This is a genomic window from Nocardia blacklockiae (genome assembly GCF_015477355.1).
GTDB classification, from domain to species: Bacteria; Actinomycetota; Actinomycetes; order Mycobacteriales; family Mycobacteriaceae; genus Nocardia; species Nocardia blacklockiae.
In genome coordinates, this window is sequence record NZ_JADLRJ010000010.1 from 171,275 (window position 1) to 191,437 (window position 20,163).

Here is a 20,163-nt window from a genome sequence, read left to right on the forward strand (position 1 = left end):
CGTCGTCGCCGGTAGGAGTCCGCATGTCGTTCGTGCTCGTCGAGAAGCCGCGCCCGCAGGTCGCGCTGGTCACCCTGAACCGCCCCGAGCGGATGAACGCCATGGCCTTCGACGTGATGATCCCGCTGCGCGAGACCCTGGAGGCGGTCGCCGCCGACAACGAGGTGCGCGTGGTCGTGCTCACCGGCGCGGGTGCGGGCTTCTGCTCGGGCGCCGATCTGCAAGGTGCGGGCAAGGTGCCGAATATCGGCGGGCTCACCCGAACCACCATCGCGCACCGCTCGATGGATCTGCTCAACGACGTGATGCTCGCGCTGCGCCGCATGCACCAGCCGGTGATCGCCGCGGTCAACGGCGCGGCCATCGGCGGCGGGTTCTGCCTGAGCGTCGGCGCGGACATCCGGCTGGCCGCCGAGGGCGCGTACTTCCGCGCGGCGGGCATCAACAACGGACTCACCTCGACCGAACTCGGCATGAGCTATCTGCTGCCGCGCGCCGTCGGCGCCTCCCGCGCCTTCGAGATCATGCTGTCCGGCCGCGACGTGGACGCCGCCGAGGCCGAGCGCATCGGCCTGGTCTCGCGCACGGTGCCCGCGGACGAACTGCTCGACGCCTGCTACGACCTGGCTGAACGCATCATCGGATACAGCCGTGTGGGCACCGAGCTCACCAAGCGCATGCTGTGGAGCGGGATGGAGGCGGGCAGCTTCGAATCGCACATGCAGCACGAGGGCACCGCGCAGCTCTACGTGCGGCTGACCACCGAGAACTTCGACGAGGCGATCCGCGCTCGCCGGGACCGGCGCACTCCGGTCTTCGAGGACTGACTCGGCCGTCGCCGGGCGAGTCGGCTGGTCGAACAACGCGGACCGACCCGTCCGCCGCCGGGGCGAACCGGCTAGTCGAACAGCGCGGCGGCCAGGCTCGGCACGGCGAGTTCCCGCTGCCACGGGCGGGCGCCGCCGGCCTTCAGGTAGTCGTCGATCGCCTGGGCCGGGTCCTGCGGGACGGCGCCGGAACGGAATTCCGGCAGCCCGTCCCAGCACAACCGGCGCAGCAGGTCGGGGGTCAGCAGATTCTCCACCGGGACCGCGTGCTGCTCCGACAGTTCCGACATGGCGGCGCGGGCCCGGCTCAGGCGGGCGGCCGCGGCCGGGTCGCGCCGTTCCCAGCGGTTCACCGGCGGAGGACCGTCGTAGGGCTGGGTCAGTGCCGGAAGTTCCGAATCCGGCAGTGCCCGGGCACGATCCACCGCGGCCAGCCACTCCCGCGAATACCGGCGCTGGCGCGGACCGCCGAAGACCGGCAGGGCGCGCAGCTGGCCGATGGATCGCGGATCGGCCTGTGCCGCCGCGATGATCGCCGAATCCGGCAGTACACGGGCGGGGGCCACGTCGCGGTGCCGGGCCAATTGGTCACGCGCGGTCCACAATTCGCGAACGATCGCGAGCTGACGGGTCTTGCGCAGGGCGTGGATGCCGGAGGTGCGCCGCCACCGGTCGGCCTTCGGCGCCGCCGGCTCGAGGGTGCGCACATGCTCGAATTCCTGTGCCGCCCAATCGGTTTTGCCCTGCTTGTCGAGCGAGGCGGCCACCTCCTCGCGTAACTCGAGCAGCAGCTCCACATCGAGGGCGGCGTAATTGAGCCATTCCGCCGGCAATGGGCGTGTCGACCAATCCGCCGCACCGTGCCCCTTGCGTAGCTCGCGGCCGAGCAGCTTCTCGACCATGGCCGCTAGACCAACCCGTTCGAACCCCGCCAGCCGTCCGCCCAGCTCGGTGTCGAACAGCCGCGCCGGCCGCAGGCCGAGTTCGGTCAGGCCCGGCAGATCCTGGTCGGCCGAGTGCAGCACCCACTCCAGTTCGTTGATCGCCTCGGCCAGCGGCGCGAGCGCGTCGGTCACCGGGATCGGGTCGATCAGGAAGGTGCCCGCGCCGTGTCGCCGCAGCTGGATGAGGTAGGCGCGGTTGGAGTAGCGGAAACCCGAGGCGCGCTCGGCGTCCACGGCCAGCGGCCCGCTGCCCGCGGCGAGGCGGGCCGCGGCGTCGGCGACGGCCGCGGCCGTGTCCAGCACCGGTGGCACACCGTCCACGGGCGCCAGCAGGGGCACGGCGGTTTCGTCGTTTCCCCCGACCCGTGTGGGATTTTCGGACTCGTCGGCTACGGGCATAGCCCAGAACTTTACGTGGCGGTCAGAACTGGTCGTCGGCAATCTGCGGACGCGGGCGCAAATGAGTGATGCCGGCGGGCGGCAAACCGGCCGCGTAGGCCAGTACTTCGCAGAAGGCCTCGACGTGCGGTCCGAGTTCGGTGGAACCCACCGTCCACGAGGCCCGCAGCTCCAATTGGTAGGCCCGCGGCGGTCCGGCGATGTCGCCGTAGCGGACCGAGCTGGTGGAGGTGACGGTGCCGCCGAGCGCGGTGAACGGCTCCGCCCGCGATTCCAGCGCGTCCACCAGCCAGCTCCAGGCCACCTCGGGCAGCAGCGGGTCGCCGGCCAGCGCGGCGTCGATGTCGGCCTGGATGTAGGCCACGAGACGGAACACGCCGTGCCAGGCCTCGTGGCCATTGGGGTCGTGTAGCAGGATCAGCCGCCCGAACGCGTCGCCCTCGGAATCGACCGGAACCACGGTCGCGTCGGCATGTTTGACTTCGGCTCCGATGGCGTATGAATAAGGTGCCAGGCGTTGCGGCGGCCGGATCGGTGCAAGCTCGATCCTGGGGTGCACGGATGCGCTGCCCATCGCATCGACCGCGGCGCGAAACTGGGCTGGTTCGCTGTCGGGGCCCGGGGTCGGTGCGGCGCCGTCGCGGAAGTCGAGCGGTGTCACGAATGTGACGGTAGACCGGAACCACCCGGTGCAGCGGGAGGCGCGCCGGATCGCGCCTGTCGCGGGGCGCATACGATAGCCCGTGATGAGCACTCCAACTCGCCGCCGGTTGTCCGAAGCGCCTTTCCTCGCGGCCGCCACCGGCGGTGCGCCGAGCCGGCGTCCCGTCTGGTTCATGCGGCAGGCCGGGCGGTCGCTGCCCGAATACCGGGAGGTGCGGGCCGGCGTCGGGATGCTCGAGTCGTGCTTCGACCCCGAACTGCTGTGCGAGATCACGTTGCAGCCGATCCGGCGGCACCGGGTGGACGCGGCGATCCTGTTCTCCGACATCGTCGTTCCGCTCAAGGCGGCCGGGATCGACCTCGACATCGCGCCCGGTGTGGGCCCGGTGATCGCGCACCCGGTGCGCACCACCGACGACGTGCGCGCGCTGCCCCGGCTGCGCCGCGAGGAGGTGGGCGCGGTGGCCGAGGGGGTGCGGCTGCTGCTGGACGAACTCGGCGACACCCCGCTCATCGGATTCGCCGGTGCCCCTTTCACTCTCGCCTCTTATCTCGTGGAGGGCGGGCCGAGCAAGCAGCACGAGCACACCAAGGCGATGATGCTCGCCGATCCCGAGACCTGGCACACGCTGCTCGGCGTGCTCACCGACATCACCATCGAATTCCTGCGGGCACAGCTGAGCGCGGGCGTGGACGCGGTGCAGCTGTTCGACTCCTGGGCCGGTGCGCTCTCGCTGGCGCAGTACCGCGAATTCGTGCTGCCGCACTCGGAGCGGGTGTTCGCCGAGTTGGCGACGGCGGGCGTGCCGCGCATCCACTTCGGGGTGGGCACCGGTGAGCTACTGGGCGCGATGGGCGAGGCGGGCGCCGACGTGGTCGGCGTCGACTGGCGGGTGCCGCTGACCGACGCGGTGCGCCGGGTCGGCGCCGGAAAGGCGTTGCAGGGCAACCTCGATCCGGCCGTGCTGTTCGCCGGGCCCGCCGTGATCGAGCGCGAGGTGCGCCGCATCGCCCGCGAGGCCGACGAGGCCATCGCGATGGGCGCGGCGGGCCACATCTTCAACCTCGGCCACGGCGTGCTGCCGGACACTGACCCGGGCGCGATCACCGCCACGGTCGAGCTGATCCACAGCCTGCCCACGCCGCTGTAGGCGTACCGGGCGAGTACGTTGCAGGTCACGGAATGCCGTGGCGGCGCGCGAGCACCAGGCGCGTAGCGGCGACCACAGTGTGCGGTGAGTGCGAGCGGGCGAGGAGTGATCGATGCGGGTCGCGGTGGTGGGCGCGGGCATCAGCGGGCTGGTGGCCGCGTACCGGCTGCGCGCGGCGCTGGGGCCGGAGCTCGAGCTGGTGCTGGTGGAGCGCTCCGAGCGGATCGGCGGCATCCTCCGCACCGAGGACCTCGCGGGTGACCCGGTGGATCTCGGCGCGGAGGCGTTCGTGGGGCGCAGGCCCGAAATCCCCGCTCTGCTTTCGGAATTGGGGCTGTCCGACCAGCTGGTGTATCCGGCGGGGCGGCGGCCGCTGATCTGGTCGGGCGGTCGGACGCATCCGCTGCCCGAACGCACGCTGATGGGCATTCCCGCCGACGCCGAGGCGATGGCCGGGCTGGTGGACGAGGCGACGCTGCGCCGGATCGCCGACGAGCCCCGCCGCCCGCTCGACTGGGTGCGTGGCGGCGATATCGCGGTCGGCGAACTGGTGGGCGACCGCTTCGGCGAGCAGGTGGTGCGCCGCAGTCTCGATCCGCTGCTCGGGGGAGTGTATGCGGGACTGGCACATTCGATCGGCGTGCGGGCGGCGCTGCCCACCCTGGCCGCGGCGCTCGACAAGGGTGCGCCCAGTCTCTCGCAGGCGGTCTCCGACGCCTTGCCGCCGCCGTCGACCACGCCGGTCTTCGGAGGTCTGCGGGACGGATACCGGGTACTGCTGAAGGCGCTGTTCGATGCGGCCGCGCCCCGGTTCGACACCGGCACCGTGCCTACGAGTCTTACGCGCTCCTCGACTGGTTGGCGGCTGGATCCGCTGGGGGAGGTGGACGCGGTCGTCCTGGCGACGCCCGCGCCGAGCACCGCCACGCTGCTGCGCGGAGTGGCGCCGGACGCGGCGGACGCGGTGGCCGGTATCGAGTTGTCCTCCTCCGCCGTGGTCGCAATGGCGCTGCCCGCCGACACCCCGCTGCCGGACAACTCCGGCATTCTCGTCGCCACCGGGGAACCCTTGCGCGCCAAAGCCTTCACCCTGTCCAGCCGCAAGTGGCCACATCTGGCGCATCGCGACGTGGCACTTGTCCGCGCCTCCTTCGGCCGCTTCGGCGACGACTCGTTACTGTCCTGGTCCGACGACGACCTCATCGCCGCCGCCGCACAAGACCTGTCGACCGTGACCGGCCTCGCTCTTTCCCCGCTCACCGCCAGAGTCCAGCGCTGGAGCGGCGGCCTCCCGCAATACGCCCCCGGCCACACCGACCGCATCGCCGCCCTCGAAGCCGCCGTCGCCGACCTCCCCGGCCTGGCCTTGGCAGGTGCGTACCTGCACGGCGTCGGCGTCCCGGCCTGCGCCGCCTCGGGAACCGCCGCCGCGGAACGCGTACTGGCACACCTCGGCTGACGCGCCGCACGCCGAGTGTCGGCGTGAACTGCCGTATCGCATAGCGGCGGCACTTCATTGGGCTCATGGCGCTGTTGCCGGTTCGGAATCGAGCGCGTCCAGCCGGAGTGCCTTCGCGATACGTGGCGGTCACCGGGATCGGAGGCGTGCTCGGCGTTGAGTTCGCGGCGATCTCGCAGGTTCGGGGTCGAATACAGCCAACCGGGGTGCGGCCGCCGCGTGAGGTGGCTGGCGGGAGCGGAGGCGTACTCGGCGGAATCGGGCGGCGTCGAGCCTGTGGATCCCGAGTTCGCCGAGCGGGTGTGGCCGGTGTCGTGACGGTGGTGTCGGCGAAGCTCGGGACGGGTGTGGCAGCGGTTCGGGCCGGTGGGGTCGGGTGGGGTTGCGCAGGTGGTCGATGGCATGTCGGCAGCGTGGCAGCGAGCACCGACAAGTGGAGTTTCCCGCACCCTTTGCCTTGGCGCGCACGGTGTTTCGGCGGTGTGGCGGGGTGCGGGAACATGCACGGGGTGCGGCGGTGCGGGGGTGCGGCGAGCAGTGGCAGGATGGGGACATGGCGCGACTCGATTACCAGGCCCTCAACTCGACCATCCGGTACCTGATGTTCTCGGTGTTCCAGGTGCAGCCCGGGGTGCTGGGCGAGGATCGGGAGGCGGCGATCAAGGAGGCGAAGGCGTTCTTCGACTCGCTGGAAGATCGCGGCGTGGTCGTGCGCGGCATCTACGACGTCGCGGGCATGCGGGCCGACGCCGATTTCATGATCTGGACCCATGCCGAGCGGATCGAGGAGTTGCAGGCCGCCTACGCCGACTTCCGCCGCACCACCGAACTGGGCCGGGCCAGCGCCCCCGTGTGGAGCAACGCCGCACTGCACCGGCCCGCCGAGTTCAACAAGAGCCACATCCCGGCGTTCCTCGCCGGTGAGGAGCCGGGCAACTACATCTGCGTCTACCCGTTCGTCCGCTCGTACGACTGGTACCTGCTGCCCGACGAGGAACGCCGCAAGATGCTGGCCGACCACGGCAAGCAGGCGCGCGGCTACCCCGACGTGCGCGCCAACACGGTGTCGTCGTTCGCGCTCGGCGACTACGAGTGGATCCTCGCCTTCGAGGCCCCCGAACTGCACCGCATCGTCGACCTGATGCGCGACCTGCGCGCCACCGAGGCCCGCCGGCACGTGCGCGAGGAGATCCCGTTCTTCACCGGCCCGCGCGTCGACGTCGAGAAACTGATCACCGCGCTGCCCTGAGGCCCGCACCCCCGGATTTTCGGGTCATGCGGAGGCGGGGACTCCGGTCGTAAGGTTCATCCGTCCGCTTCGCGCGGTGCGTCGTCCGAGGGGTGCAGGCGCAACGCGATGGAGTTGATGCAGTACCGCTTGTCGGTCGGGGTCGGGTAGCCCTCCCCTTCGAAGACGTGTCCGAGGTGGCTGTGGCAGTTGGCGCACAGCACCTCGACGCGCCGCATTCCCAGCGAGTTGTCCTCGCGCAGCAGCACCGCGTCGGAGTCGGCGGGATCGAAGAACGAGGGCCAGCCGCAGTGCGAGTGGAATTTCTCGGCGCTGCGGAACAATTCCGCCCCGCACGCCCGGCAGGAGTACACGCCGACGGTCTCGGTGTCGGTGTACTCGCCGGTGAACGCGCGCTCGGTGCCCGCCTCGCGCAGCACCGCGAACTCCTCGGGGCTCAGCCTGGTCCGCCACTCCTGCGGCGAGAGCTGGATCTTGGGCGCCGGCAGTGAGGTATCGGAGTCGGAACTCATGCACACAGTCTAATGGCTGCCGCTGCCGCCGCTGGTGGCCGAGCGCGAGCTGTTCACCGCCCCGGTCAGGCCGTGTAGATCGCTCTGCGCAGACATCCGGAATCGAAAATAGGCCCGGGATGTCCGCCGGGCCTATCTTCATCCACTTCGGGAATTTACGCCCGGTCGAATTCTCCGTTTTTCACGCCGCCCGTGAACGCGTCCCATTCGCTCGGGGTGAAGACGAGCGCGGGGCCGGTCGGGTTCTTGGAGTCGCGAACGCCGACCATGCCCGCGTCGAGGTGGGCCACCTCCACACAATCACTGCCGCCCGCACTTCGGCTGGACTTGAACCATTTCGCCCTGGTGAGGTCTACGTTCACTGCACATACTCCTTGGCTATCTGCCGTAGCAGATGCTTGCTGTCGGCCTCCCTCAACGCTACTCCGTGGATCGTGTTGAACGCCTTGCGATATCTCCGCACGCTGTCCGTTCGCTCCAGATACATGTCGCCGGTGTAGCTTTCGATAAAGACCACGGGCGGTTCATGGAGGTAGCCCTTGCCGTCCACCCCGAAGTCCAGCAGGGTGAAGGGCCCGGTAGCGACACCGAGCGGGAAGCCCGCGGAGTTGGGAAGTATCCGCACCCGTACGTTCGCGGGCATGTCGGCAAGGTGCCGGAGCTGCTTGGCCATGACATGCGGCCCGCCGACGACCCGGCGCAGGACGCCCTCGTCCACCACCAGATCGACCGACAGGGGAGACACCTTGCGCATGATGAGATGCTGTCGTTCCCGCCGAACCCGCACGCGCCGTTCGAGTTCGGTGACGGTGTCCTCGGGGAAGTAGAGCGCATCGAGCGCTCGCGCGTAGTCCGGTGTCTGGAACAGGCCGGAGATCATGTCCGGCCGGTAGATGCGCAGTTCCTCGGCCGCCGCCTCGAGACCCATGTACAGATTGAAGGTCTCCTTGATGATGTCCCCGTACTGATGCCACCAATTGGGCTCTTTCCCTTGCGCCGCAAGCGCTTTCAGCGCCGAGAGCATGCCGCGGTGCTCATACAGCTCGCACAGCGCCGCCAGGTGTTCGTCGTGGATCACCGAGGCCGCGCCGGTTTCGAGGCGCTGTAGCGTGCCGTCACCGACGCCGATCGCCTTGGCCGCGTTGCGGATCGACATGCCGTAGGCCTGCCGCATGTCGCGCAGGTAGCGGCCCAGTTGCCTGCGGGGCACGCCGGTGGTGGGTTCCGCATTGGCCGGTCGGCCCTTGGTCCCGCTCATCTGTGGTTCCTCCGTCGGTCGTGGATCACGTATGGCCCTACTCGTGGATCACGGGTACCGAATTCTGTGGATCACCGGGCTCGCATTTTTTGGATCATCCACTGGGACAACAGAGAAATTGGCATGAATGACTAATCGGATGATCCAGATGAGTTCCGCGTGTGCTTCGATCCCCGTTGTGTACCCGGTAGCGCGGCTGACGTTCTCTCCCCGTCCGGCGCTGCGAGCCGGGTACACCCTACATCCGGCATCGAAGCCCAGGGGGTCGTTTCGTGATCAGAGCCAAAGGCGCACTGTCGCAGGGTGTTCCGGGCAGGACGCCGGACGCTTTCGAGGAGGAGCTGTGAGCTGGGCGGAAGTGCTGAAAAGCCCGGTGGCGATCGGTTATCTGAACAAAGACGTTTCCGGATTTCGGCAGTCGGCCGACGAGGAGAGAATACGTTCGCACGCAAGGCGTTCGGGATACAACCTCGTGAAAACCGTCGTTTTCAGCAGCCGGACCGACCGGCCGATGCGGCGGTTGGTCACCGTGGTCGAGCGACTCGGGGTCGAGGCGGTTTTCGTTCCCGATCTCCGTCATCTCGACGGTTCGGGCATTCCTCGCATACTGCGCGAGATCGCCACCGTCATCACGGTGGATCCGGACCGGGCGTATCACCGATCGCGTCGAAAGCAGTGTCCGGACATTCGACGAAATCCGAGTAGATCCGTGGACGCGGGCCGGGTGAACGACAGGCAGCTGCGGCCCGTGACCGACCCGGTGACTCGGCGGGTCCAGGAACTCGCCGCGCGGGCCGGACGGGCAGGCTATCGGCTGGTGCGCGGCTGGGCTGCGCCGTATGCGTGGCAGTTGCTCGACGCCGAGGACGACGAGCCGATCCACACGGCCGCCACGCTGGACCTCATCGAGCGGATCCTCGATGAGTGAGCCAGCGCCGCGACCGAGGACAGGTGAATGCGCTCGCTTGCGATCGCGTGCGGCGACAGGTGAGTGCGCTCGCCCGCGATTGCGTGCGGGGTCAGGTGAGTGCGCTCGCTTGCGATTGGGTGCGGGGTTCGGCCCGGTCCTCGTCGTCGCCGAGCGTCTCGGAAACGGTGTTGCCGTTGTGGTGTTCGCCCGGCGTCGCCGTCGAGTCGGCAGTGGTCTGCGGTGTGTGCTCGGGCAGCAGGAACACCGGATCGATCCCGGAGTTCAGCCGTCCGTCCCGGCGTGCCGCGAGGTAGCGGTCGCCGAGCACGCAGAACACCACGAGCAGCAGCAGGCTCCAGCCGAGGGTGACGCGCAGGTACTCCAGGGTGCGGCCGGAACTCTGCCAGTGGTCGAGCAGCCACTTGTCGTAGGTCATGAAACCGAAGATCGCCAGCCAGGCGGGCCAGTTGCGCAGCACCGAGTTGCGCAGCACCACCGTCATCAGGAACGGGAACAGCAGCATCGAGTAGTACTGCTGGCCCAGCGAGGTGACCACGAACTCCGCGGTCAGCAGCACGCCCGCGGCGGTGCAGATGAAGAACAGCTCGTCGTGCAGGTAGTAGCGGTACAGCAGCCACAGCGAGGCCAGCACCACCAGGCCGAGCGCGATGCGGATGGTCCAGGTCAGCCAGGAGTCCAGGCCCCAGTAGGCGGCGCTGCCGGGGATGGAGCTGTTGAAGTAGTCGCGCGCCTTCAGCGAGTAGGGCAGTGTCCGGTGCACATAGTCCATCGGGTCCTTGATCAGCGGCCACGCGATCGCCATCAGCGCGACCGGCACGCCCAGACCAGTGATGAACACCCGCCACTGCCGGCGCGCCAGCGGAATCAGCAGCAGCGGCGCGAGCGTCGGCTTCACCGCGATCGTCAGACCCATCACGAGCCCGGCCCACAGCTCGCGCCGGTTCAGCAGCAGGTGGATGAAGACCACCTCGGCCAGCAGGATGCAGCCGTTGACATTGCCGAAACCCAGTGTGTTGATGACGGTTTCGGAGGCGAACATCAGCAGCAGCGTCAGCGGCGCCGCGTAGGAGCGCACGCTGAGCTTGAACAGCTTCAGCAGCAGGTACCAGGCCAGCACGATCGCCACCGCGTTCAGCGCGACGAACAGCCACTTCGACTTCTCCGGGTCGATCACCGCGAGCGGCGCGACCAGCAGCGTCCCGCTCGGCGGGTACAGGTAGTGCGGGTCGACCATGTCGAAGTTCTCGCCGTAGATCGGCTGGCGGTTGAGGAACGCCAGCGACGCCTTGTAGACCGGCGCGAAATCGTCGGTGATGTTGAAGTTGGTGCCCTTGACGAAGACCTGATGCAACACGGTCATGACCGCGAACGGCCACAGTGCGAAGTTCAGGACATCGGTGGTGGTCCGAGCAGTGCGAGGCTCGAGCTGACGAAGGAACACTGGGGCACGGTACACCGGAAAGCCGGGAACGGTTGCTCGGACCCGGCGTTCGGCGCGCGTTCGTGTCGCGGATCGGGGTCGCCGCCGCGGCCGATAGGGGGTCAGGCGGGGCAGGCGGTGCCGTCCAGCGGCAGCTTCGCGTCCTTGGCGTAGGCGTTGAGGTATTGCTGGGCGCAGCCGGTGTGGGTGAACACCGGATGACCCCAGCCCTGCCATTCGACCGAGGCCGTGCGCGCCCCGGCCGCGCCGAGCACACCGGTGACCGCAGGCCGCCCCTCGCCGCCCGCCACCGGGTCGGCGGCGGTGCCGAACACCAGTACCGGGCCGGTGTACTTCTCGGGCAGTTGCGGCGGGTTGGGCACGGGCCACGCGGAGCAGGCCATCAGCCGCGTCGCCGCGGCCTTGCCGAACACCGGATACTGTCCGGCCCAAGTGTTCTGGAGCTCCTTGGCGCGGGTGGGCGTGGCCGGCTGCTGGTTGTCGCTGCAGCGGGCGACGAACTGGCCGTCGGAGGCGACCGCGGCCGATTCGCGCAGCACCAGACCGCCCAGCGGGCCGCGGTCGCCGCGCCCGGCGGCGGCCAGGGCGTCGGCGAGTTCGGTGATGTGGCCGATCTGGTCGGCGCGCGGGTCGCCGAGGAAGCCGGAGATCGTGGTCAGCAGCACGTTCGCCGACAGGTCGCCCAATTGACCGGCGGCCGCGCGGTTCACCAGGTCGGTGATCGCGGCCCGCGGGTTCGCGCCGAGGGCACAGCCGATCGCGGCGCAGCGCTGGGAGAACCCGCTCAGCGCCGCCTCGGCCCCCTTGACCCGCTGCTCGGCGCGGCCGACGGAGTCGGCGTTGACCGCCTCCGGCGAGTCGAGCACCAAGCGTGAGAGGTGGTCGCCGTACTTGGCGGCGTAGGCGAGCCCGATCCGCGCGCCGTTGCCGGTGCCGATCAGCGCGAGCGTGTTCACCTGCCACTGCTTGCGCAGCTGCTCGATGTCGTCGGCGGCGTGCGCGGCGTCGAAGGTGCCCTGATACGGCTGGAGAAAATCCTGGCAGGCGATGGTGGCGTCCTGGCTCAGCTTGGCCATCGCGTCCACCGGATCGCCGCCGCCGGACGCGAATTGGCCGTTGTCGGCCACCGCCCGACGGGTCTCCGGAGTCATGCAGTCGATCGGCTGGGAACTGCCCATGCCGCGGCGGTCGACCGCGACGAGGGGATGCTCGGCCAGCACCGCGGCGGCCGGTCCGGCCGCCAGGCCCGCGAGAGTCGCGGTGGAGGAGCGGTCGCTGCCCGAGGTCAGCACGAGCGGGGCGGCGCCCGCCGGGGTCTGCTGCAACCGGGCTCGCACGGCCCCGGCGCGGAAGCTGCCGAGGATGCCGCCACCGGTGTCGATGGGGGTGGAGTATTCGGCGCATTCGAAGATCAGGCCCGCGGGCGGCGCGCCCAGACCCAGCAGATTGAAGGTCGGCGTCGCGCACTCCCGCCAGCTCAGGTCGGTCTTGGGGGTCTCCAGAGCGGGCGGTGCGGGCGCCGCCGAGGTCGTCGGCCCGGCCTGGCCGCCCGCCTCGTGCGGCCGCTCGACCGCGACGCCGGGCCGCTCCGAAGGGCCCGCGCCGCAGGCGGTGGTGAGGAGAAGCGTCAGCGATGACGTCGCCAGCAAGGCGGCCCGAGTCCAGCGCATGCGCTACAGCCTGCCAGGTCCGGCGCGCCGTTTCAGCCTTGGGTCGCGCCGCGCTCCCAGCGGGTCAGCAGGGTGCCGTCGTCGTCGGCGATCACCTGGCGCAGCGCCATCGGGGTCGGCAAGGCGTTGGGCGACATCGCGATTCGGCCCGCCGTACCACCGACGAGCAGGGGCGACAGGGTCAGGCACAACTCGTCGACGGCCCCGGCGGAGATCAGTTCGCCGAACAGCGCCGGCCCGCCCTCGCACAGCGCCCGCAGCAGTCCCCGGGCGGCCAGCGCCGCGCGCAGATCCGCGCCCGTGACGGTGGTGTCGCCGGCCTCGATCACCTCGGCGCCCGCGTCGGCGAGCAGGCGCTTGCGGTCGGCCGACGCGGCGGCGGTGGTGATCACCAGCGGCGGACGGTCGGTGTCGGTGAACAGCCGGCAGCCGGGATCCAGGGCGGCGCTCGCGCTGACGACCGCGATCGGCGGCGGCGAGCCGTCGCGCGCGCCGCCCAGGCCGTGCTGGAACAGGCGGATGCGCCGGTGGGCATCGGTGCGCGCGCCGGCGTAGTTCTCGGCCCGCGCGGTCCCCGCCCCCACCACGACCACATCGGCGAGATCCCGCAGGAGCATGAAGACGTCGTGGTCGGAAGGCGTGCCGAGGGCGCCGGATCGGCCGTCGACGGTGACGGCCCCGTCGAGGCTGGACACGAAGTTGACTCGGATCCACGGCGTTTCGAGCCGGGCGGGGTAGGAGTACAGGCGCACCAGGTCGTCGGGGCCGAGCGCTGTGAACTGGATCGCATTGGGAGCACGCTGCATAAGTTCCGATCACACCACGTCAGTACGCTACTCGAGTGCAACAACGCCTCGTCGATCGTCATCCGGAGGTTCCGGCCGATCAGCTCATCGCCCAGATGGTGCCGCCGCCCACGTTCGACGAGGTGAGCTTCGCCTCCTACATCCCCGATCCCAAGGAACCGACCCAGGCGGCGGCCGTGCAGAAGGCCGAGCAGTTCGCGGGCGAGGTCGGCAAGATTCACGCGGCCGCGGGGAAGAAGAGCCTGTTCGGGCGGAAGAAGCAGGTCACCGGCGCGGGGCTGTATCTCGACGGCGGGTTCGGCGTCGGCAAGACCCACCTGCTGGCATCGATCTACCACGCCTCGCCCGCGCCGAAGTCGTTCGGCACCTTCGGCGAGGTGACCAATCTCGTCGGCGCGCTCGGGTTCACCAACGCCGTGGAGCGGCTGTCGGGCAACAGCGTGCTGTGCATCGACGAGTTCGAACTCGACGACCCGGGCGACACGATGCTGGTGTCCCGCCTGCTCACCGAGCTCACCGCGCGCGGCGTGTCGGTGGCCGCGACCTCGAACACGCTGCCGGACCAGCTGGGCGAGGGCCGCTTCGCCGCCCAGGACTTCCTGCGCGAGATCCGCAAGCTGGGCTCGCTGTTCGACGCCGTGCGTGTCGACGGGCCCGACTACCGCCACCGCGACCTGCCGCCCGCGCCCGAGCCCACGGCCGCCGCGCGGCTGTCCGAGAAGGCCGCGGCCACAGCGGGTTCCACGCTCGACGACTTCGACGAGTTGCTCCAGCACCTGAGCACGCTGCATCCCTCGCGGTACGGCGCGCTGATCGCCGGTGTGTCGGCGGTGTTCGTGGCGAACGTGCACACCGTCACCGACCAGGCCGTGGCGCTGCGCGTGGTGGTGCTGGCCGACCGGCTCTACGACGCGGGCATCCCGGTCACGGTGTCGGGGGTCAAGCTGGACCAGATCTTCTCCGAGGAGATGCTCGGCGGCGGGTACCGCAAGAAGTACCTGCGCGCGATCTCGCGCCTGCTGGCCCTGTCCCGGTTCGAGGTGCCGGCCTGAGCGAGCGGCGGTCCGGTGTAGCGTGACGTCGACAGGATAGGGACGACCGTCCAGTTCGCGTGTGGTGCCAGCCGGTTCGCCTGTGGTGCCGACACTCCCGCGCGGCGGCCGGTGCGAGGAAGGGAAGCCCGACATGGCCCGACGTTCGACGCGTCGCACCGCGGCGGTGCTCGCGACCGCGACACTGGCGTTCGCTCCCGCCGCCGGAACAGCCCTCGCCGCCGACCCGCCCGCCGCGACCGCGTCGGTCGGCGTCGACACCGCCGATCGAGCGCTCGGACTGCAAGGCGTGCAGAACGCCCGTGACCTCGGCGGCTACCGCACCGTCGACGGCCGCACGGTGCGCACGGGCCTGGTCTTCCGCAGCGGCGAGCTGAGCAAGGCGACCGATGCCGATCTCGCGGCACTGACCGATCGGGGCGTGCGGGTCGACGCCGATCTGCGCACGACTTTCGAGCGGGCGCTCGCCCCGGATCGCGTCCCCGCCGGCGCCACCCAGCAGGTCGTGGACGTGATCGGCCAGGCTCCGCCGCAGGTCCTCGCCACCACCTTGACCGCCGGGCCGGATCTGTACCGCGCCTTCATCACCGCGCCCGGCGCGAACGAGGCCTTCGCGACGGTGCTGCACGACATCCTCGACACCCGCGACGGCGCGGTGCTGTTCCACTGCACGGCCGGCAAGGACCGCACCGGCTGGACCGCCGCGGTGCTGCTGACCCTGCTCGGGGTGGACCGCGACACGGTGAACTACGACTATCTGCTGTCGAACTACTACCGCGACGCCGCGCCGAACGACTCGCTCAACGGTGTGGTGCTGCCCGCCCTCGACGCCGCCTTCGACCAGGCAGACCTGAGCTACGGCAGTTTCGACGCCTACGTGCGCGAGGGCCTGAAGCTCACCGACGACGACATCGCCGCGCTGCGGGCGAAACTGCTGTCCTGAGAAGGGCTTCGCGACCGCCCGCGCGGCCGCCGCGTAAAACTTCTTGACGCGTCCCGGATCCGCGGCTACCTTTGTCCGCGGTATGGGAACTTTGTTGATCCTTCTGTAGTCGAAACCGGCGCGTAGAGCCTCGCTCCGCGTCGAATCCCCGCTAGGCACAACCTTTCACGGTGTCCTCTGCTGCGCGGGTTCCATCGACATCCGGCCGTGCCGGAAGACAGGAGGATTCGTATGCCTACTGCTGCCCAACTCACCCTCACCGACGTCACCAAGCGCTACGACGACCGCGTGATCCTCGACCGGGTCTCGCTCACCGTGCGGCCCGGCGAGAAGGTCGGCGTCATCGGCGACAACGGCGCGGGCAAGTCCACCCTGCTGCGCCTGCTCGCCGGTGTCGAACATCCCGACAACGGCACGGTGCTCGTGCGGGCACCCGGCGGTGTCGGCTACCTGCCGCAGCTCCTGGACCTGCCCGACTCCGCCACCGTCGCGCAGGCGATCGACCACGCCCTGGCCGATCTGCGCGCGCTGGAGCGACGCCTGCGGGCCGTCGAGGCGGATCTGGAAATCGCTGCGGCACAAGAGGATACGCTGGCGGATCGGCTGGCCGCCTACGCCGAGCTGACCGCACGTTTCGAGGCGCGCGGCGGCTACCGGGCCGATCGGCGGGTCGACGTGGCCCTGTCCGCGCTCGGCCTGCCGGGGCTGGACCGCACCCGGCCGCTGGGCACCCTGTCGGGCGGCGAGCGGTCGCGGCTGGCGCTGGCCGGGACCCTCGCGGCCGCGCCCGAACTGCTGCTGCTCGACGAGCCGACCAACGACCTCGACGACGCGGCCGTCGAATGGCTGGAGCGGCACCTGTGGGCGCATCGCGGCACGGTCGTCGCCGTCACCCACGACCGGGTGTTCCTGGAGCGAATCACCGCCACCGTGCTAGAGGTTGACGCGGGGCGCATCACCCGGCACGGCAACGGATATGCCGGTTACCTGGCGGCCAAGGCGGCCGAACGGCGCAGGCAGCGGCTGGAATTCGAGCAGTGGTGCGACGAGCTCGCCCGCAACCGCCGTTTGGCGGAGTCGAATGTGGCACGGCTGGAGGCGATTCCGCGCAAGCTGCCGCTGGCGGTCTTCGGGCACGGGTCGTTTCGCACGCGGGGGCGCGGCCACGGCGCGGTGGTCCGCATCCGCAACGCCAAGGAGCGGGTGAGCCGGCTGACCGCCGAACCTGTTGCGCCGCCGCCGGTTCCGCTGCGCTTCACCGCGCGGCCGCCGCGCGCCGACGACACCGGCGATGGACCGGTGGTGTGCCTGTCCGACATCGCGGTCGGCGACCGGCTGCGCGTGGGCGAACTGCGGCTGCACCAAGGGGACCGGCTGCTGGTCACCGGACCCAACGGCGCGGGGAAGACGACCCTGATGCGACTGCTGGCCGGTGAGCTGCGACCCGACGCGGGCACGGCGACGGTCCGCGGCCGCGTCGGTCACCTACGGCAGCAGCAGATCCCGTGGCCCGCCGCGCGCACCGTGCTCGACGCCTACGCCGACGGCCGCGCCGGATGCCCCGACGAGTATGCGGAGGAGTTGCTGTCGCTGGGACTGTTCCGGCCCGGCGAACTCGGCCTGCGGATCGGGGAGCTGTCCTACGGTCAGCGGCGGCGGATCGAACTGGCCCGGCTGGTGAGCGAGCCCACCGACCTGCTGCTGCTCGACGAGCCCACCAACCACCTGGCCCCGGCGCTGGTCGAGCAGCTGGAACAGGCGCTCGCCGGATACACCGGCGCGCTGGTGGTGGTCACCCACGACCGGCGGCTGCGGGCGACGCTGCCCGGACCGCGGCTCGAGGTGCGCGGCGGCGTCGTTCAGAGCGGCTTCTGCATGACGTAGTCGTCGCAGACGTGCGCGCCGACCGCGGTGGTCTTCGTGCCGACCGTGCGGAACCCGTGCTTGGCGTAGAAGCGCTGCGCGCGCTCGTTGCCCTGGTTGACGCCCAGCCACACGCCGGCGTAACCACCGCGCCGGGCGTCGTCGACGGCCGCCCGCATCAGGGCCGTCGACACCCCGGCGCCGTGGTGGTCGGGCAGCACGTACAGCTTGCTGATCTCGAGTGCCGGGTCGGCCAGGGCGGCAGCCACTTCGGGATCGGCGGGCGGGCTCGCGACCAGCATCGCGTACCCGACGATGTCGCCGCCGGCCACCGCCTTGAGCACGGTGCGATCGGGATCGGTGAGGTAGTCGCCGAAACGTTCGCCCGACAGTATCCGGGCGATGAACGTGTCGACGTCCTCGGGCGCCAGCTCGGGCGGACAGGCCAGGGGAAAGGTCGCTGCCGCAACGTCACTGAGTGCCTCGGCGTCCCACAGTCCGGCCCGGTCGACGATGACTGGGATGTCGCTCATTCCTCCAGTACAGCACGGCCGGGGGCGGGCGCTGACGGTTTGCCCGCCGAGGGGTGCGGCTGGAAGTACCGCGCCGACGCGATCAGCGCCAGCCCGAACGCCACCGGCAGCAGATACGCGATCCGGCGATCGGTCGCGTCGGCGACGCCGCCCACCACGCCGCCGCCGACCAGCGTGCCCACGTAGTTGAACAGATTGAGCCGGGCGATCAGCGCGTCGAGCCCGCGGCCGCCGGTGAGCCGCCCGGCCTCGCTGAAACACAGCGGCGCGATCACCGGCAGGCCGATACCGGCGACGAGGAAGCCCGCGATCGCCACGGCCGGTCCGGGCGCCGCCACGACCAGCGCCAGCCCCAGCGTGCCGATCGTCGCCGCCACCCGGACCACCGCGCGCGGGCCGAACCGGCGTACCCACAGGTCACCGGTGAGCCGGCCCGCCAGCGACGCGCCCTGGTAGGCGGCCAGCGCCAGTGCCGCGGTCGCCGAGGAGGATTTCAAGTCGTCGCGCAGATACAGGGCCGACCAGTTGCCGACGGCCAGATCGACGGCGAACACCAGCGCCATCGCGACCCCGATCGCGAGATAGGCACGCAGCGGGACGGATTCGGCGGCGGCGGCCTCCTCGGGCTCGGCCTCCGCCTGCCGCGTGCCCAGCAGCCGCGGCCCGAACGCCAGGCCACCGGCCAGCACCAGCGCGGCGGCGCTCAGCACCGCGACGGGCAACGACACGTCCAGCGCCTCGCAGCCGGAGACGAACAGCGCGCCGAGGATCGCGCCCGCGCTCCACGCCGCGTAGAACGACGACAGCACGACCTTGCCGTACCCGTGCTGAATGAACACCGCCTGCATGTTCGTGCTCGCGTCGACCAGGCCCACCGCGACCCCGTACCCGGCCAGCGCGACGAACAGCACCGCCAGCTGCGGCGCCACCGCGATGCCCGCGCCCGTCAACCCGATCAGCGCGAGCCCGGCGCGCAGCGCGGTCCGGCTGGACCAGCGCAGCGCCAGCCGCTCGGCCAGCACGCTGCCCGCCGCCGCCAGCACCGAGATCAGCACCGTCGCGAGCAGGATCTCGGTGTCGTCGAGGCCGAATCGGTCGCGCTGCTGGGGTAGTTCGGTGAGGACGACCGCCAGGAAGAAACCTTGCAATCCGAAGGCCACCGCGTTGGCCGTCCGCGCGGCCCGCACACTCGATACAGGAGTGTATCCGCCGGTGTCCATGGGCGAAGCTTAGCGGCCGTGCGAAGACCGCGCAGCCGACGGACCGGATGTCCGGAAAGTGCCAACGGCCCCTTGGTGAATTGTGCTAAATACCTGTCGAATTCGCACGTAACGATGGGTGGTGCGGTCCGATGATCACGCTGGGCTCCCGGTTGGGTAACGAAAATAGTCACGATCGTGTGAAGGGGCCCGGCCGGTGCGGCAATCTGGAAGGAGCGGGTCGACTTGGGCTCGCTGGGTGTAGTGGCAGGGGAAGTGGTCGCGTGGACACGAGGGAACTGAGCGAAAGCGAACGCGGGCATACGGCGGTGCTGTCTCCTGCGGAATCGGCGAATCTACCGGTGGTGGAACCGAATCCGCGCGGACATCAGACGGGGGAGCGGTGCCGCGAGGCCGGCTGCGGCAACTGTCACTGGGATGTGCAGCGACTGAAATACTGGCTGCGCGGGCGGCTGCTCGCGTCGGGCGCCGACGACGCCGAGGTGGACAAGGCGCTGGGTGCGCAGACCCCGTCGGTGCTGTGGCGGCGCGGCAACCGGCTGTGCGCGATCGAGGTGCGCAGCGCGCCGGTGTCGCTGGCGCACGCGGCCGAGCGCACGGCCCGGCTGCGGGCGGTGGGGTGCGGCGAGGTGCTGTGGTTGTGCCCGCCCGGGTACTGGGTGGGGCAGGTGCCGGCGTTGGGTGTGGACGATTTCGCGCCGGAGGGGTGTGATTACCGGGTGGTCTCGGGTCTGGTCGAGCCGGGAGCGTCCGGAGTGGTGGTGCCGCGGGAGAAACCCTGGGCCGTCCGGGAATTCATCGAGCAGTGGGTGTCCGGAGGACTGGCCTGGGGATACCGCGACGAGACCACGGGAGGATGGGCGACAGTGGCCGACTGGGAGCAGCACACGCGGGCACAGGCCCTCGTCATCGCGCAGCAGCGCCAGGAACTGATGAATCAGCGCACCGCGCTCGCCCTGGCGCGCAAGGCGACTCGCGACAAGGCCAAGCAGGTGCACAAACTCATGCACCGCCTCGAACGCGCGGAGGAGACCGCCGACGAACTCGACGCCACCCGCCGCCGCCTCGTCGACCACAACCGCGTCGACGCCACCCTGCGCGTCACCATCGCCAAACAACGCGAGGCCCTGCTGCACTGGCAACTCATCACCTGCTTCGCCATGCTGGTGATCGTCACCTTCATCGCAGCGGGGTTGATGCTCCACTGAGACGAGGTGGGGAATGTGGGTCCCGGCCAAAAGA

General features: G+C 70.3%; 19 protein-coding genes. 9 read left to right on the plus strand and 10 right to left on the minus strand.

Going from position 1 to position 20,163, the window contains the following annotated elements; genetic code table 11:
* The first annotated feature begins 23 nt into the window (after positions 1 to 23).
* Positions 24 to 827, plus strand: a complete 804-nt coding sequence (locus tag IU476_RS26970; protein WP_195104658.1) for an enoyl-CoA hydratase — start codon at positions 24 to 26, stop codon at positions 825 to 827.
* A 71-nt stretch (positions 828 to 898) separates the two neighbouring features.
* On the opposite strand, the gene IU476_RS26975 is transcribed toward IU476_RS26970, so the two are convergent.
* Both IU476_RS26975 and IU476_RS26980 read right to left on the minus strand, forming a co-directional pair.
* Complete coding sequence (locus tag IU476_RS26975; RefSeq protein WP_195104661.1) at positions 899 to 2,170, minus strand: HRDC domain-containing protein; 1,272 nt, start codon at positions 2,168 to 2,170, stop codon at positions 899 to 901.
* Positions 2,171 to 2,192: 22 nt separating this feature from the next.
* Positions 2,193 to 2,744, minus strand: coding sequence for a DUF3000 domain-containing protein (locus IU476_RS26980; protein ID WP_228824413.1), 552 nt, complete (start codon positions 2,742 to 2,744; stop codon positions 2,193 to 2,195).
* A 172-nt stretch (positions 2,745 to 2,916) separates the two neighbouring features.
* Between IU476_RS26980 and hemE the strand changes: the two genes are divergently transcribed.
* From hemE to hemQ, 3 genes are all read left to right on the plus strand, one after another.
* A complete protein-coding gene (gene hemE, locus IU476_RS26985) occupies positions 2,917 to 3,984 on the plus strand; it encodes a uroporphyrinogen decarboxylase (protein WP_195104663.1) in 1,068 nt (355 codons plus the stop codon).
* A gap of 112 nt (positions 3,985 to 4,096) precedes the next feature.
* The gene (locus tag IU476_RS26990) at positions 4,097 to 5,443 is read left to right on the plus strand and encodes a protoporphyrinogen oxidase (RefSeq protein WP_195104665.1); all 1,347 of its coding nucleotides are present in this window, start codon (positions 4,097 to 4,099) and stop codon (positions 5,441 to 5,443) included.
* 553 nt (positions 5,444 to 5,996) lie between these two features.
* The gene (gene hemQ / locus IU476_RS26995) at positions 5,997 to 6,692 is read left to right on the plus strand and encodes a hydrogen peroxide-dependent heme synthase (RefSeq protein ID WP_195104668.1); all 696 of its coding nucleotides are present in this window, start codon (positions 5,997 to 5,999) and stop codon (positions 6,690 to 6,692) included.
* 56 nt (positions 6,693 to 6,748) lie between these two features.
* Here hemQ and msrB read toward each other — a convergent pair whose 3' ends face one another.
* From msrB to IU476_RS27010, 3 genes are all read right to left on the minus strand, one after another.
* Positions 6,749 to 7,204: a peptide-methionine (R)-S-oxide reductase MsrB gene (gene msrB, locus IU476_RS27000; RefSeq protein ID WP_195104670.1), complete on the minus strand. Its 456-nt coding sequence runs from the start codon at positions 7,202 to 7,204 to the stop codon at positions 6,749 to 6,751.
* Between the two features lie 155 nt (positions 7,205 to 7,359).
* Positions 7,360 to 7,566 (minus strand): DUF397 domain-containing protein, encoded by a 207-nt coding sequence (locus IU476_RS27005; protein ID WP_195104672.1) that lies wholly within the window; start codon positions 7,564 to 7,566, stop codon positions 7,360 to 7,362.
* Positions 7,563 to 8,462 carry a helix-turn-helix domain-containing protein gene (locus IU476_RS27010; protein WP_195104674.1) on the minus strand — a complete coding sequence of 300 codons (900 nt, stop codon included), beginning with the start codon at positions 8,460 to 8,462 and terminating at the stop codon, positions 7,563 to 7,565. Before IU476_RS27010 ends, IU476_RS27005 begins: the two co-directional genes overlap by 4 nt.
* Positions 8,463 to 8,601: 139 nt before the next feature.
* Here IU476_RS27010 and IU476_RS27015 point away from each other — a divergent pair, with 139 nt between their 5' ends.
* Complete coding sequence (locus IU476_RS27015; protein ID WP_195104676.1) at positions 8,602 to 9,390, plus strand: hypothetical protein; 789 nt, start codon at positions 8,602 to 8,604, stop codon at positions 9,388 to 9,390.
* Between the two features lie 91 nt (positions 9,391 to 9,481).
* On the opposite strand, the gene IU476_RS27020 is transcribed toward IU476_RS27015, so the two are convergent.
* The 3 genes from IU476_RS27020 to IU476_RS27030 all read right to left on the minus strand — a co-directional run bounded on the left by IU476_RS27020 (position 9,482) and on the right by IU476_RS27030 (position 13,310).
* Complete coding sequence (locus IU476_RS27020; RefSeq protein WP_324194342.1) at positions 9,482 to 10,834, minus strand: glycosyltransferase family 87 protein; 1,353 nt, start codon at positions 10,832 to 10,834, stop codon at positions 9,482 to 9,484.
* Positions 10,835 to 10,935: 101 nt separating this feature from the next.
* Entirely contained in the window at positions 10,936 to 12,504 is a 1,569-nt protein-coding gene (locus IU476_RS27025) for an alpha/beta fold hydrolase (protein WP_195104680.1), read from the minus strand.
* 32 nt (positions 12,505 to 12,536) lie between these two features.
* The gene (locus tag IU476_RS27030) at positions 12,537 to 13,310 is read right to left on the minus strand and encodes a pyrimidine reductase family protein (protein ID WP_195104682.1); all 774 of its coding nucleotides are present in this window, start codon (positions 13,308 to 13,310) and stop codon (positions 12,537 to 12,539) included.
* Between the two features lie 35 nt (positions 13,311 to 13,345).
* On the opposite strand from IU476_RS27030, the gene zapE reads away from it, so the two are divergent.
* The 3 genes from zapE (at position 13,346) to IU476_RS27045 (ending at position 17,189) form a co-directional block, all read left to right on the plus strand.
* Positions 13,346 to 14,362 carry a cell division protein ZapE gene (zapE, locus tag IU476_RS27035; RefSeq protein WP_195104684.1) on the plus strand — a complete coding sequence of 339 codons (1,017 nt, stop codon included), beginning with the start codon at positions 13,346 to 13,348 and terminating at the stop codon, positions 14,360 to 14,362.
* 133 nt (positions 14,363 to 14,495) lie between these two features.
* Positions 14,496 to 15,305 carry a tyrosine-protein phosphatase gene (locus IU476_RS27040; protein ID WP_195104686.1) on the plus strand — a complete coding sequence of 270 codons (810 nt, stop codon included), beginning with the start codon at positions 14,496 to 14,498 and terminating at the stop codon, positions 15,303 to 15,305.
* Between the two features lie 231 nt (positions 15,306 to 15,536).
* Entirely contained in the window at positions 15,537 to 17,189 is a 1,653-nt protein-coding gene (locus tag IU476_RS27045; RefSeq protein ID WP_195104689.1) for a TlrC/CarA/OleB/SrmB family ABC-F type ribosomal protection protein, read from the plus strand.
* Here the strand turns inward: IU476_RS27045 and IU476_RS27050 are convergent.
* On the minus strand, positions 17,165 to 17,692 hold the full coding sequence (locus IU476_RS27050) for a GNAT family N-acetyltransferase (RefSeq protein WP_195104821.1): 528 nt from the start codon (positions 17,690 to 17,692) through the stop codon (positions 17,165 to 17,167). The two genes, IU476_RS27045 and IU476_RS27050, sit on opposite strands and share 25 nt — an antisense overlap.
* A 5-nt stretch (positions 17,693 to 17,697) precedes the next feature.
* Entirely contained in the window at positions 17,698 to 18,921 is a 1,224-nt protein-coding gene (locus IU476_RS27055) for an MFS transporter (protein ID WP_195104691.1), read from the minus strand.
* 419 nt (positions 18,922 to 19,340) lie between these two features.
* On the opposite strand from IU476_RS27055, the gene IU476_RS27060 reads away from it, so the two are divergent.
* Positions 19,341 to 20,129: a competence protein CoiA family protein gene (locus tag IU476_RS27060; RefSeq protein ID WP_195104693.1), complete on the plus strand. Its 789-nt coding sequence runs from the start codon at positions 19,341 to 19,343 to the stop codon at positions 20,127 to 20,129.
* Positions 20,130 to 20,163 lie beyond the last annotated feature (34 nt).